The sequence below is a fragment of the Rhizobium sophoriradicis genome, assembly GCF_003939025.1.
Taxonomy (GTDB): domain Bacteria; phylum Pseudomonadota; class Alphaproteobacteria; order Rhizobiales; family Rhizobiaceae; genus Rhizobium; species Rhizobium sophoriradicis.
Genome location: NZ_RQIH01000003.1, coordinates 401,784 through 415,625 on the forward strand (window position 1 = coordinate 401,784; position 13,842 = coordinate 415,625).

The 13,842-nt window shown below is 60.0% G+C and carries 11 protein-coding genes; 6 read left to right on the forward strand and 5 right to left on the reverse strand.

Annotation, left to right across the window (positions count from 1 at the left end; translation table 11 throughout):
• Positions 1 to 2 precede the first annotated feature (2 nt).
• Positions 3 to 509 carry a GNAT family N-acetyltransferase gene (locus EFR00_RS06625; RefSeq protein WP_077989389.1) on the reverse strand — a complete coding sequence of 169 codons (507 nt, stop codon included), beginning with the start codon at positions 507 to 509 and terminating at the stop codon, positions 3 to 5.
• A gap of 800 nt (positions 510 to 1,309) precedes the next feature.
• Entirely contained in the window at positions 1,310 to 2,128 is an 819-nt protein-coding gene (locus EFR00_RS06635; RefSeq protein ID WP_077989390.1) for a helix-turn-helix transcriptional regulator, read from the reverse strand.
• 97 nt (positions 2,129 to 2,225) lie between these two features.
• On the opposite strand from EFR00_RS06635, the gene EFR00_RS06640 reads away from it, so the two are divergent.
• From EFR00_RS06640 to EFR00_RS06650, 3 genes are all read left to right on the forward strand, one after another.
• A complete protein-coding gene (locus EFR00_RS06640) occupies positions 2,226 to 3,146 on the forward strand; it encodes a phytanoyl-CoA dioxygenase family protein (RefSeq protein WP_077989391.1) in 921 nt (306 codons plus the stop codon).
• A gap of 232 nt (positions 3,147 to 3,378) precedes the next feature.
• Complete coding sequence (locus EFR00_RS06645) at positions 3,379 to 4,782, forward strand: pyridoxal phosphate-dependent decarboxylase family protein (RefSeq protein WP_077989392.1); 1,404 nt, start codon at positions 3,379 to 3,381, stop codon at positions 4,780 to 4,782.
• A 102-nt stretch (positions 4,783 to 4,884) separates the two neighbouring features.
• A complete protein-coding gene (locus EFR00_RS06650) occupies positions 4,885 to 5,670 on the forward strand; it encodes a class I SAM-dependent methyltransferase (protein ID WP_077989393.1) in 786 nt (261 codons plus the stop codon).
• Positions 5,671 to 5,742: 72 nt separating this feature from the next.
• Here the strand turns inward: EFR00_RS06650 and EFR00_RS06655 are convergent, their stop codons facing one another.
• On the reverse strand, positions 5,743 to 6,165 hold the full coding sequence (locus EFR00_RS06655; RefSeq protein ID WP_009990113.1) for a TIGR02594 family protein: 423 nt from the start codon (positions 6,163 to 6,165) through the stop codon (positions 5,743 to 5,745).
• Positions 6,166 to 6,822: 657 nt separating this feature from the next.
• Here EFR00_RS06655 and EFR00_RS06660 point away from each other — a divergent pair.
• From EFR00_RS06660 to EFR00_RS06670, 3 genes are all read left to right on the forward strand, one after another.
• Positions 6,823 to 8,724 (forward strand): potassium transporter Kup, encoded by a 1,902-nt coding sequence (locus tag EFR00_RS06660; protein WP_077989435.1) that lies wholly within the window; start codon positions 6,823 to 6,825, stop codon positions 8,722 to 8,724.
• Between the two features lie 99 nt (positions 8,725 to 8,823).
• A complete protein-coding gene (locus tag EFR00_RS06665) occupies positions 8,824 to 9,600 on the forward strand; it encodes a dioxygenase family protein (protein WP_077989394.1) in 777 nt (258 codons plus the stop codon).
• 215 nt (positions 9,601 to 9,815) lie between these two features.
• Complete coding sequence (locus EFR00_RS06670; RefSeq protein ID WP_038689666.1) at positions 9,816 to 10,097, forward strand: hypothetical protein; 282 nt, start codon at positions 9,816 to 9,818, stop codon at positions 10,095 to 10,097.
• A gap of 111 nt (positions 10,098 to 10,208) precedes the next feature.
• Here EFR00_RS06670 and EFR00_RS06675 read toward each other — a convergent pair whose 3' ends face one another.
• Both EFR00_RS06675 and EFR00_RS06680 read right to left on the reverse strand, forming a co-directional pair.
• Positions 10,209 to 11,678, reverse strand: a complete 1,470-nt coding sequence (locus EFR00_RS06675; protein WP_183740796.1) for a right-handed parallel beta-helix repeat-containing protein — start codon at positions 11,676 to 11,678, stop codon at positions 10,209 to 10,211.
• 379 nt (positions 11,679 to 12,057) lie between these two features.
• Entirely contained in the window at positions 12,058 to 13,551 is a 1,494-nt protein-coding gene (locus EFR00_RS06680; RefSeq protein WP_077989395.1) for a right-handed parallel beta-helix repeat-containing protein, read from the reverse strand.
• Positions 13,552 to 13,842 lie beyond the last annotated feature (291 nt).

Below are 13,842 nucleotides of genomic sequence, written 5' to 3' on the forward strand. Positions count from 1 at the left end.
GCCTAATCGACGATACGGCGCGCCATCATCACGTCATCGATCTCCCTGCCCTCCTCCAGCACCCCACCGGGAATCCTGCCGACCTCCGAGAAGCCCTGGCGCTGGTAGAAGCGAATTGCCGCGGGGTTCTCCGCGCTGACGAAAAGTTCGAGCTGCCGAATCCCAGTCGCGCGCGCATGATCGGCAACCACGTCCAGCAATCTGCCTGCAAGACCGGTCCCGCGCAGGCTCTTGCTGATGTAGACCATGATGATCGTCGCACGATGAGACATTTTGCTCGAGCGCTGCCGAAGCAGGCCGGTTATGCCGACAGGTTCGCCGTCCTGGAACGCCACGAACACCGGCTCATTCAAGCGACTGCGCCACTCTTCCTGCGAAAGAGCCTCCCAATCTTCGAGGCGGCTGGCAAAGGAGGACGGTTCCACACGAAGCGCTTCCAGGCGGATGCGCCGGAAAGTCTCCACCTCGTCTGCCTCAATAAGCCTGATCGTCACACAGCTCACATCCATCGCAACCTCCTGCAATCAACCCGATACTGTCAATACTGACAGTTGGGGCCAATGCAATCGAGGCCGGTACGATAATCGTGATGCGGCAATGCAGCCGTATTGACGCCCAACCTCAGGTCGCCGGCACCGAAGCATGGAGCAACCTGAAATTGCCGACCGTTTTCTTTAGGCTGTACACTTTGATAGTCGCAGCAACCGGAGACAAGCATGAGCAGCGTTACCAGACTTCGGCTTCACTGCATCGGCGTTCCCACCCGACCGCCCTTTCGTGCAACCGATGAATTGAATGGATCCTCCGCCGGCGAATTCGTTGGCCGGAGGTCCCATTGATCGGACCGCTGAACGGGCGGTTGATGAGGGGCAGGCGCAGGAGTTGATCCTACGACCAGGTCATCCGGCCGGATCGGCGCACTGCCGACCGTCCCGGTCGCAGTGTCGTCGATCATTCGCTCGGCGACAAAATGGTTCGACCCGTCCGTGTCGAACGGCGCGATTTGATGGATGACGACGAGAAGGACTAACCCAACCGTCGAGCACACGAGCGCGTAGAGAACAAAATATCTCAGTGCATATCCCTCGCTGATTGGCAGAACGACATTGACAGAACTGCGAATGATATTTCCATATCTTTGAGCGATACTTACAGAAAAGGCAATGGATTTTAAAGTTACCCGGAATGATTAAAAGACACAGCAGGAAATCGCTAACAATATTTAAAATCACCTCACGTAATGATCGATTTTATCCTACGTGTCGCGGCTAACGCGAGGGATCCTCATATAACGGCTAATTCCACACGCTCACATCCTCCGGTACCGCGCCCGAAATTGGCTTGGGCTGCAACTTTCACGCTCGTGAAAGAGGCGCGAGAAATAAAACGGATCGTCGATGCCGATCCCGGCGGCGATGGTTTCAATCTTTTCATCGCTGGTGGCCAGCAATTGCTTGGCATGGTCCATGCGGATCCGAAGCTGAAATGCCTTAGGCGGCAAACCCGTCTCAGCCACGAATTTGCGCCGCAGCGTGGCCGGCGACATCCCGTGCTCCACGGCGAAGGCGGCAAGGTCGAGCGGCTGTAGCGCCCTCCCCCGCAACGTCTCGATGATGTCGCCGGCATCAACCTGGCGTCCGCTCACCGCAGCGCTCGTCTCCTTTGCGGCCAAGATCACGATGTTATGCAGCGCCGATGCCGCTGAGGCCTGACCGAGAGGGGTGTCGTTGATGAGATCGGCCTGCAGAGATGCGAAGAGCCGCGCCACCTCCTCGACATGGCGCAGCGCCACCACGGGCTGCCGCTCGGCGATCAGGTGCAGGCGCACGAAATCACGCGTGAACGAGCCGTCGAACAGCGCCCATCGCTCATCCCAGCCGGCCTCATCCGGCCCATAGGAATGGAGGCGATTGGGAAAGAGCCAGAAGAGCGCCGGTGCCCCGATATGCCGGCGCCCGCCAGCGGCGGTTTCCAGAAAACCCTGCCCGCGCTCCACCAGCACCACTGCAAAACTCGGCAGCTTCCTCCTCATTACGGCATGGCGTGCATGCTGTCTGCCGCTCCCGGTGACGGCAAGCCCGCCGGCCGCGTCCAGCGGCGACCGATAAATCGCCTCAGCCGCTCTCATATTGAGCGAAAAGTCCAGCTATGACTTTCCTCCATGTCCTCAGGTCCTTTTTATCGCCTATTTGGAGACACAATAATCCAAGCGATGGGTGGGCGAAATGTCAATTTCTGCAAATGCCGAGGCGCGAAAAACCGATCTTTCCCTTGCCGCCCATGGCCGGACGATCCCGGCGGAAAGGCTTGGCCCGCTTCAGCCGACCGACCCGGCTGTCGGTATCGAGGCCATCCGCCGCCGCTATGAGGAGGACGGCTACGTCTGGCTGAAGGGCCTCCTGCCGCGCCCCGAAGTGATCGATTTTCGCCGCTGGGTCTTCTCCCGCCTTGCCGAAACCGGGCTGCTGGCACCAGGCCATGATCTTGCTCTCGGCATCGCCGCCGCCGAAGGCGTCGACTGGAGCCTGGCCGACCGGCGGCTGATGTCGATCGTCCGCTCGGCCGCCTATGAAGGTTTCTGCGCCCAGCCGCCGCTCGTGCGCTTCATGGACGCCTTTCTCCAAGGCATTTCCTACCTCCATAAGCGCAAGCTGATGCGCTATACCAAGCCGGGCACGGCGACGGCCACTCCGGCCCATTACGATCTCGTCTACCTCCGCGGCGGCACCAACCGGCTGGTGACTGCCTGGATTCCGATCGGCGACATCCCGGTCGAAATGGGTGGCCTCGTCTATCTCGAAGGCTCGCACGCCATCGGGCGGGGCATGGAGGCCGAATTCCGACGCCGCAGCGGCGATCTCTCGCCGGAGGAGCGGATCAGCGCCTATAACAGCCATATGGCCGAAGGCGGCTGGGTCTCGAAGGATCTGCCCGACATGGCCGAACGCTTCGACACCCGCTGGCTGGCCGCCGATTACGAAGCCGGTGACGTGGTCCTGCATTCGCCCTACATGATCCACGCCGCCACCACCAACCAGGATCCCGCCGGACGCCTGCGCCTCTCCACCGACATCCGCTTCCAGAACGTCGATGACGAAATCGACGCCCGCTGGAACAATCACTGGAGCCTCGGGGATATGCTGTAGCGACGACGGCCGCACAGGAACGAACGGACCTGCACCCATCCAATCGCCCTCAGGATCTCGGCGCTGCCCATTTCCTGATTGCCGACCGAATGCCTCGCAAATAGGTCGTGGTGCCCGCCTGTTCAGAGGAGCGCCAAGACAGCGTCGGCAAGATCGGCTAGACTGCCTGCGTCAACAGCTTGCTTTGAGGAGGTTCTGTCAGGGGCCGGCAGCCGTTGGCGCGGGGGATCCGATGTCGGCAATCGCAACTCTGTTTCAGGAGGCCGCCCGGCTTGCGGCCGGGTTTCGGGAAAAAGCCTTTGCCCGCCATGTGCCAAGCAGCGATTACGCCGCCTGTCTTGCCGTCTTCGACGAGCCGCTTTCGGCGACGGGCGCCGATATGCTCGATGTCATCCGGCAGCTCTCCGACGGCGCCGAACCCGGACTGCATGCAACCACCGGTCCACGCTTTTTCGGCTGGGTCATCGGCGGCTCCCATCCGGTCGGTGTCGCAGCCGATTTCCTCACCAGCGCCTGGGGCCAGAATGCCGGAAACCATTTCGCCGCTCCGGCTGCGGCAGCCGTTGAAACCATAGCGGCGCGGTGGCTTCTCGACCTCCTGAAACTGCCGGCTGAAAGCTCGGTCGGCTTCGTGACCGGCGCCACGGTGGCAAATTTCACCTGCCTTGCCGCCGCCCGCGGCGAGGTGTTGCGAAAAGTCGGCTGGGATGCGGATGCCGACGGCCTGTTCGGCGCACCTGAGATCACCGTGCTGATCGGCGACGACGCTCACACAACCGTCTTCTCCGCGCTTCAGTTCCTCGGTCTCGGACATGACCGTGTACTGCGCCTGCCCACCGACACGATGGGCCGGATCGACCCGGCGGCACTTCCCGGCGCACTCGAGGCGGTCGACGGCCCCTTGATCGCCGTTCTTCAGGCCGGTCAGATCAATACCGGCGCTTTCGACGATTTTGTCAGGCTCATTCCGCCTCTGAAGGCGAAAGGCGCCTGGGTGCATGTCGACGGCGCCTTCGGATTGTGGGCGCAGGCATCGGCGAAGGTGAGCCATCTCAGCCGCGGCATCCAAGCGGCCGACAGCTGGGCGACCGACGGCCACAAATGGCTGCAGACGCCTTATGATTGCGGTTATGCGATCGTGCGCGACGAACTCGCCCATCGCCGCGCCATGACGATCGCCGCAAGCTATCTGCCGCTCGCCGGCGAAGGCGAGCGTGATCCCTCCCATTACGTGCCGGAGCTTTCGCGGCGCGCCCGCGGTTTTGCCACCTGGGCGATGCTGAAACATTTCGGCCGCAACGGCATCGAGGCCCTCGTCGACCAATGCTGCGCCTCGGCCCGTCTGATGGCCGACCGGCTCGCGCGCGAACCCGGCATCGCCATTCTGAACGAGGTGGCGCTGAATCAGCTCGTCATCCGTTTCGGAGCCGATCGCCCGGACGACGAAAGCAACGCGCTGACGCGAAAGACGATCGAAAAGATCCAGGCGGACGGGATGCTCTTCGCCGGTGGCGCCAAATGGCGCGGCCGCGACGTCCTGCGCCTCTCCGTCACCAACTTCCAGACGACATCGGATCAGGCCGAACTGGCGGCGGAGAGCATCATCGCTGCGTTCAGGAGCGTCAGCCGAGGGTGATGCCACGGCGGCGTAGCCGCTATCCTGTTCCGTTCGCCTTCCCATTGCCCATAGACTGCAACTATAGCTTGCCGCCCGTTCGAACCGGGCAAGGAGAGAGCCATGAACGCCAATGACGTTGCCGCCCATTGGGAGAGCAATGCCGAGACCTGGACGATCTATTCCAGGGCAGGTTACGACAAATATCGCGACGCGCTGAACACACCGGCTTTTCTGAACATGCTGCCGCCTGTCGCGGGCCTGGCAGGACTCGATCTCGGCTGCGGCGAAGGTTCCAATACCCGCGCCGTCGCTCGTCTCGGCGCCCGCATGACGGGCCTCGATATTGCCCCAACCTTCATTCGCTATGCCCGCGAGAGCGAGACCCAGGCGCCGCTGGGCATAGACTACGTGCTCGGCGACGGCCAGAGCATCGACTTTCCAGAGGCGAGCTTCGACTTCGTTACCGCCTTCATGTCGATGATGGACATGGCCGACCAGCGTGGCGTGCTGAAGGGCGTGCACCGTATCCTCAAATCCAGCGGCTTTCTGCAGTTTTCTATTTTGCATCCATGTTTCGTGCCGCCCAAGCGCCGCAATGTCCGCAACGAGGCAGGCGAGCCGATCGCAGTCGAAATCGCCGAGTATTTCGACGAGAGCGACGGCCGGATCGAGCGCTGGATCTTTTCATCCATACCTCAAGCCGAACGGGCGGCGCTGACACCATTCTCCATACCGCGCTTTCACCGCACGCTTACGACTTGGGTGTCGATGATCGTCGAAGCCGGGCTTGTCATAGAAGCCTTCGGCGAACCCATGGCTTCAGCTGAAGTGGCGCTGGCCGAACCCCTCGTTGCCGACACACGCATTGCGCCGATCTTCCTTCATGTCAGAGCGCGCAAGCCATGAGCCCGCCGCTATCGAGGTTGGGATCGAACGTCAAGGAACTCAGAATTGCGCTTCGTGACTGGCGGCCCACTGTCATCGTCGAACGGCGATGACGGAGCTCGCGCGGTAACGCGACAGCTGTACCCGGTTGGATTGATTGCCGCCGAACAGATAGACGTATTGACGCCGCTGGTCGAAATGGTCGAACAGGCTGACGTGGAAACGCCTGCCGCTTCGGATCACCACCACGTCGCCACGCCTGGCCGAGCGGGCGAAAACGGGCTTGCCGAAGTTTTTCCAGGAGACCGCCATATTTGGATTTGCCGGCGGCTGCCGCGAGGATCGTTTGGCGATGAAGGCGAGGAAGGCGCCGCACCACGACGTTCTGCGGGGATTGATGTCGAGGAAAGAGATCGAGCGTTCGTGCATGCGGTCGTATCTGGAAGCCGTACGCAACATATCGGCCTTACAGGGGATGGCGAAAAGCGTGAGGGCCATGACGAGAATAATTTTCATTGTTTCTCACCATTGTTTGGACAATCTGGAATATTCGAAATGTGGCGAAGAAAAAATCGCGGTCGGGAACGTATATTCGAATAATGTCAGTAATTAGAAACAATCTCTCCGCGAATTTTTCGAAATTGCGCAGATAATCTCGCAGCATTCCAGAGCAATACTGTCTCTAAAAGGTCATTTCGGAAAGTTCTGCCTATCGCAGCTAAAACCTGAATTCTGCCGCAGAATGGGCCATTGACGTCAAACGACATTGGATGACGTCGCATAGCGCCGTCACCACCCGCACGGCTTATAGTTCCACCGATAAACATAATACTTTCGGCGCAGACGGTAATACGTCGTCGATTTTGAGACTCACCGGATCAGGCCGTGGCGGAGATCGCACTCAGCTCCTCAAGATCGAGATCCCGCACCAGCTCGTGCAATGTCTCATCGTCCGATCTCTTGCCGTCTGCGTCATGCCAGCAGCGCGACGGAGGGCGGCAGTCCGAGCCTGTGGATCGAAAATCGATTCATCCCGGCCGGTTCCGGGCCATCATACCAGCCCGCATTTGGCGGCTAGCCGTCAAGAAAAGTTTGCATCGGCGCGAATTTACTTGCCGTTCTCCAATGCGGCATATGTTTCTGCTTGTAAGCAAGCGGTATGAGCGGGGAACCATGACTTCAACACATGCAGACAAGACCGGTGACGCCGGCAGCCGGAGCGGCTTTGTCGGATTGGTCGTCGGCGCAATCGGCGTCGTTTACGGCGATATCGGCACCAGCCCGCTCTATGCCTTTCGCGAGGCGCTGAGGCCCTTTGCCGCCGATGGCATCCACGAGCCGGAGGTGATCGGCCTGATTTCGCTGATGGTCTGGACGCTCACCGTCATCGTGACCTTCAAATATGTTCTGTTTCTTCTCAGGGCCGACAACGACGGCGAAGGCGGAACCCTCTCGCTTCTCGCCCTCCTGATGAAGAAAATGGGGCGAAACGTGCCGGTGCTGTTCTTCGCCGGGCTGATCGGCGCCGCCCTCTTCATCGGCGATGCGATGATCACGCCTGCCCTCTCGGTGATGTCGGCGCTGGAAGGCCTGAAATTGGTCACCCCGGCCTTCGCTGACTACGTCCCGCTCGCGTCGGCTGCGATCATGATCGTTCTCTTTGCCGTCCAGTCGAGAGGAACGGCCGCCGTCTCGATGTTTTTCGGGCCGATAACGGTCTTGTGGTTTCTGGCGATGGCGGTCGGCGGTGTGATCCATATCGGCGACGACTGGAGAATTTTGGCCGCGCTCAATCCGCTCAACGCGCTCTCGTTCCTCGCCCATGCCGGAACCGTCGGCCTGATCGTGCTCGGCGCCGTCTTTCTGACGGTGACGGGCGCCGAAGCACTCTATGCCGATCTCGGGCATTTCGGGCGCCGCCCGATCCAGACGGCATGGTTCGTGCTCGTCTTTCCGGCATTGCTCCTGAACTATCTCGGTCAAGGCGCTCTGGTTCTCGCCCATCCCGAAACGGCGACAAACCCGTTCTTTCTGATGTATCCCGATTGGGTCTTGCTGCCGGTGGTTATCTTGGCGACGATGGCAACGATTATCGCCAGCCAGGCCGTCATAACAGGCGCGTTTTCGCTCGCCCGTTCGGCGGTCCATCTCGGCTTCCTGCCGAGACTGCGCATCAAATTCACCTCGGAGACCAACACCGGCCAGATCTATGTGCCGAGCGTCAATCTGCTGCTGCTGGTCGGCGTGTTGATGCTGATCTTTTCTTTCGGCGATTCGGAGTCACTGGCGACCGCCTACGGCATCTCGGTTACCGGTACCATGGTCATCTCGACGATGCTGGCCTTCCAGTTCCTGCGGGCCGTGTGGGGCTACTCCCTCATGCTCGCCACCGCCCTTCTGCTGCCGCTCTTCGCCATCGAAGTCATGTTCCTGGCGGCCAACCTGATGAAGATCCACGACGGCGGTTGGGTTCCGGTCGCCCTGGCGCTGGCGATCATGATTTTGATGTGGACATGGACCCGTGGGCAGGCCTACCTGAAGAGACTGCGGGCCAACAATGAGATCCCCCTCGATTCCTTCATCAAATCGATCGAGCGGAAGTCTGACCATGCGCCGGTCACCGTTTCGGGAACGGCGGTCTTTCTGACCAGTGTCCCCGACCGGACGCCGAGTGTTCTGCTCCACAACCTCAAGCACAATCATGTGCTCCACGAACAGAACGTCATCCTGACCGTCTGGACCGAGGACGAGCCTTATGTCCCCGACAGCAGACGCATCAAGATCAGCCAGCTTTCGCCGCGATTTGTCCGCCTGGACATCACCTTCGGCTTCATGGACGATCCGGATGTCACCAGGGCCTTGGCTCTCTGCCGGGAGGCGGGTTTCAAGTTCGAGATCATGAAGACCTCCTTCTATCTCGGTCGCCGCAACCTCGTCAGAACGCCGAACACCGGACTGCCCGGCTGGCAGGAACGGATCTTCATGGCGTTGGAAGGCTTTGCGATCGACCCGTCCGATTATTTCAACCTGCCGTCAAATCGCGTCGTCGAGCTCGGCGAACAGGTCGCCATCTGAGGTGCGAGGATCGTCTCGCTGCCGTCGATCATTGCCGGGATTTAACTCGAAATCCCGGTCCATTCGCTTTACACGCTCTTCTGCGGCAAGGGAGGACAGATGAAGAGGCGGACCCTTATGCTTGGCGGTGCGACCATTGTCGCATCATCCGTCGCTGCGGCCGCATTCTGGCCGCGGCGACATATCGCCGTGGCCGCCAGGACATTCGACTGGAAGGGCACTGATTTCCTCAGCGGCGGCACACGGTCCGTCGCATTGGAAAAGCTGCCCGCGCCGCTCTTCCGGACGCGCCCGAATTGCGTCGCGACCGTCGCCCAGACCCTTGGCCCCTGCCATGTCAACGACATCCCGGAGCGTCAGGACGTCACCGAAGGAAAGGCCGGGCTGCCCTTGCGGCTGGCCGTCCGCATTGTCCATGCAGCCGATTGCCGACCGGTCGAAAACGCCGATATCGACATCTGGCATACCGATCACCGCGGCATCTATTCCGGCCGGGAAGCGGCTGACATGTGTACGCTCGACGATGCCGAGGCGATAAGCGGGCTTGCCTTCCGCGGCCGCCAGCTGACGGACGCGGCCGGGCAGGCAAGCTTTTTGACCGTCTATCCCGGGTGGTACAAGGGCCGCACGCCGCATGTCCACTGCCGCATCCTTGTCGAAGGCAGGGAACTTCTCGTCAGCCAGATCTATTTAGACGATGCGCTGAGCGACATCGTCTATGGCGGGCATCCCGACTATCGCCAACGCCCTCCCCGCGATACCCGCAACGATGAGGACGGCCTCATTCCGCGGGACGCTGTCGATTACATATTCGATTTTGAAAAGCTCGATGGCGGCGTGCTTTCCGCCACGATTACCATCGGCCTTTCCGCCTGAGCTGACAGGAGCGAGAAACTTTCCTGCATCAGCGATGAAACCAGAAGCAGCATTTCTGCGTACTACCTCTCGACAGCAGCACCTCACCAGGCATGTCTCGTAAAAGTGTGCAACGGTTTTGCGATAAAGACATGCGTGAAAACAAGACCTGAAGCGTGCCAAGCGAATCTGAAAGATCGCGACACGCTTTAGATTGAGGCAGCGAGGGATGACGCATGATCAGAAAAGAAGGCATCGCTCCCATTGCCAGGCATGCCGCCGAACAGGGGCTGGCCAGGCTGATGATGAGATTGCCGGCCACGCGGGCGACGATCCGTGCCGCCGCAGCGAGCCGGCCCCATCTCTACGAATTGTGCGGCGCCTATGGCGAAGCCTGCTCCGTCCTCGACCGCATGCGCAAGGATAGATCGGCCGATCCTGCCATCATCGCTGAATATGAGATCATTTGTGCGGAAATCGAAGCCGACGTCTTGCGGAGCCTGTTCGGCGACCGCTGAGTGTCCTGCCGCTACGGCATCTAGAACCCTTTAATGTAGAACAGGATTCAGATTTTAGGCCGACCGGGCCTAAAATCATCCTAGTCGTAGCGGCGATGGGACCGGCTACCCTCAGTGCAGCATGCCGTCTTGCAGGATGGAGACGATCGGCGCGTCAGCTTGTGAATGATGAAACGGCTGAGCTGCGATCTCTTGATGGAAAATTCCGCTGCCGTTTTCCGGGCCGACGAGATCGGCAGCTTCGATCGTGACGCCGTGATCGCCGTTGCCAAGGGCCGGCCCGTGCTTTTCGAAGGCCGCCTGGCCGAAATGACGCAGCAGCAAGGTTCCATCCGACACGCCGTTTTCTCCAACAGGATCGTCGTGCTGGGCGCCCGCCTTGTCTGATGCGGTTTTGTCGGCGCTGAGTTTCAGGCCGTCATGGGATGTGAGCCCGGTGTCCGACACGAGGTTGATGCTGGCATCCGTGGCGGCCAGACTGTCGGCGCTTGCAAGTGTGACACCACCTTCTTCGATGGTCGTATTGTCGCTGACGGGAAAGGTGCCTGCGGCAATGATCGAGGGGGAGATGCTGAAAGGCGTGACATCGCTCGCAATGAAATTGTCGTGGAAGGATCCAGATGCGGGTCGGTCGACCTTCAGCGCCGCCTGCGTCAGGTCATCGAACAGGTTGCCGTAAATATCGATGCCCTCACGAACATAGGTCGTCGTGCCGGCTGCGCTGACCGACACGCCCCACACGCCGTCATGGATATAGTTGCCGGAGATATCGTAGTTGCGGGTATCGCCCTGGTCACCCAGGCCGATGGCGTAAGACCAGCTGTAGCCGCCATAGCCGGAGATATCATTGTCATGGATGGCGACATTGGTGCCGGCCTGCGCGCTGATCCCGAAGCCGCCGCCGATAATCGTATTTCCCTCGATCACCGCATCCACTGGCCGCACCAGCGTCAGCACGCCTTTTGGCGTCACCGCCCCGGTCTGATCAAAAGTATTGCCGCTGATGACGATGTTTTTGCTGTCGTTTAGTTGCACGGCATCCGCCGCGGTGCCGTGGGCGTTGGTGACAGTATTGTTGAGAAGAGTGACGCCGTTGATCTTCTCGATCCAGATGCCGTCGCCGTTGACGTCGTTGATGGTGCTGTTTTCGATGGTGATGTTCGAGCCGGTCCGGAAGGTGATCGAACCGGATTTGGACAATCCGGTGTGGTCAACCTCGACATTGCGCACGGTCCAATTTGAGACATAACCGGCGTAGATAGCCGCGCCCGATGTGTCGGAGATAGCGATGTTCTCGATGACGATGTTCGACGCATAGAGGCTGTGAATGCCGTCATTGGGGCTATGGATGACGGGGGCGTCGCCGATGCCGTAGCTGCCGATGGTGATCGGGGCATCGACAGTGCCGGAATATTTCAGGTCGAGCTGATCGTTGAACACGCTTCCGGCTGCGAGCAGGACACTGTCGCCAGGCTGCAGCTTCAGGCTTTCCACCGCCGAGAACGACGCAAAGGGCGCGTCCTCGCTGGTACCGGCGTTTGTGTTCGCGCCAGTCGCTGAATTCACATAATAAATTGTCATATCGCCTTGTTCTCGCATTGTCGCTCAGCCGTCTCAAACGGCTGCAGCGCGTGGATCGGATGCGGTCGGGGGCTGAGGCCATATAGGATGGCGTTCGATTGCCGTTATGGCGGCGACAGGCAATGGGCCTGCCTCGCTCCCGAGATGTGCCTGGCGGTGGCTACATCCCAAGGAATACAACTTTTAAGAAAATAATCCAGAAAACAACGACTGAAAGGTGAACGAACGGTAACGCCACGTCTGACAATTTACGTTACGGGAGTTGGACAATATACCGACGAGCGCTCGCTGGCCGAACAGCGACGGCGGCTGGGGGAGGCGCCCGTCCAGGGCGCCTCTGCGTCAGGTCGGAGAGAGATCGGGCTGGATAGCCCACCCCTCAGCTCAGCAGGCCATCCATATGGATGAAGACGGTCAGCGTATCCCAGTCCTTATGCTGCGAGGTGCCATCGTTGACCCCGTAGCTGAAGGTTTCGCTCACATGTCCGTCATGATCGGCAGGCAGCTTCGTCTCATCGAGCGTATAGGCATAGCTGCCATCCCGGTCGACATGGATAGTGCCGTATTCCCCGGTCAGGGTCAGGCCGTGCTTGCCGACGCTTTCGTCGCCGAAGCGGCGAAGCGCCAGGGTTCCATTGTCGGAGCTGTCGTTTTCCAGGAGATTGCCGCGATGGGCCTCGCCCGTATCCGTGAAGATCTTCAAATTGTCATGAACCGCGACAACCGCCGGATCCGCCATCGCGTCCGTCGTTGCCGCCGCCGTGGTGGCAGTCGTTGCCAGCGCCGTCTCGACATTGGCGACTGTATGGTTGTTGCTGATGGAAAAGGTACGCGCGTCGGCGACGGCAGGCGACATGCTGTAGACGTCGACGCCGCTTTCGATCGTATTGTTGTAGAATGAGCCGGATGCCGGCCGGTCGACTTTCAGCGCCGACTGCGTGAGGTCGTCGAAGACATTGTCATGGACCTTGATACCGCTGCGGACATAGCTCGTGCCGTCGACGGGAGCGGTGACGACCACGCCCCACGCCCCGTCATGAATATGGTTGCCTGCTATATCGTAATCTCTGCTATTACCCTGATCGCCGAGACCGATGGCGAACGACCAGCTGTAACCGTGAAAGCCCGATATGTCGTTGTCGCGGATGGCGACATTCTTGCCCGCGGGGGCGCTGATGCCGAAGCCGCCGCCGGTCAGCGTATTGTCCTCGATCACTGCATTGGTGGCTCGCACCAGCGCTATGACGCCTTTCGAACTATCGGCTTGCGTCTGATCGAGATGATTGCCCTGGATCAGAATATTGCTGCTGTCGTTCACCTGGACGGCATCGGCCCTGGCGCCATGGCTGTTGGTCACCGTATTGTTGAGGAGTTTGACGCCATCGACCTTTTCGATCCAGATGCCGTCGCCTTTGACGCCCGAGATCTTGCTGTCTTCGATCGTGATGTTCTTGCTGCTGCGAAAGGTCACCGAACCTGCTTCGGCCGACGATCCCGCCTTGTCGATCTCGACGTTGCGCACCGTCCAATTCGAGACATTGCCGCCATAGATGGCCGCACCGCCAGTGTTTGATATCTTGAGGTTCTCGATGACGATGTTCGAGGCGTAAAGACTGTGGACGCCGTCATTGCCCCCATGAATGACAGGCGCCGCGCCCGTGCCGTAACTGCCGATCTTGATCGGCGCATCGGCGCTGCCGGAATATTTGATATCGAACTGCTCGTTGAACACGCTCCCCTTGGCGAGAAGCACGCTGTCGCCCGGTTTCAGCGTCAAGGATTCAACTTTGGACAAAGTCGCAAAAGCCGAGTTCTGGCCCGTTCCGCTGTTGCGGTCGGAACCAGTCGCTGAGTTCACATAGTAGATTGTCATATCGCCATGTTGCCCTGTTCGTCGGATCGCTATGTCGCCGCGCGATCGGCCGGGGTCGGCTGATCGGAACGCGGCGGGGCAACCGTCCATGGCAAGAAGGCGAGAAGATGTTGTCAATGCGGCAGCGAGAAGGTCCTTCCGCTTTCTTCCCCAGTCAATCGGCCGAATGTCGGCCAGGTCGAGATAGCTGCAACCCAGGCCGAGAAATCAACGACTTCGGGGCGAATAAATCGCGGTTGTAACGCCGCCGGTCTACCTCGTTCGGACTACGCAAGCAGGTGATTCGCCCTA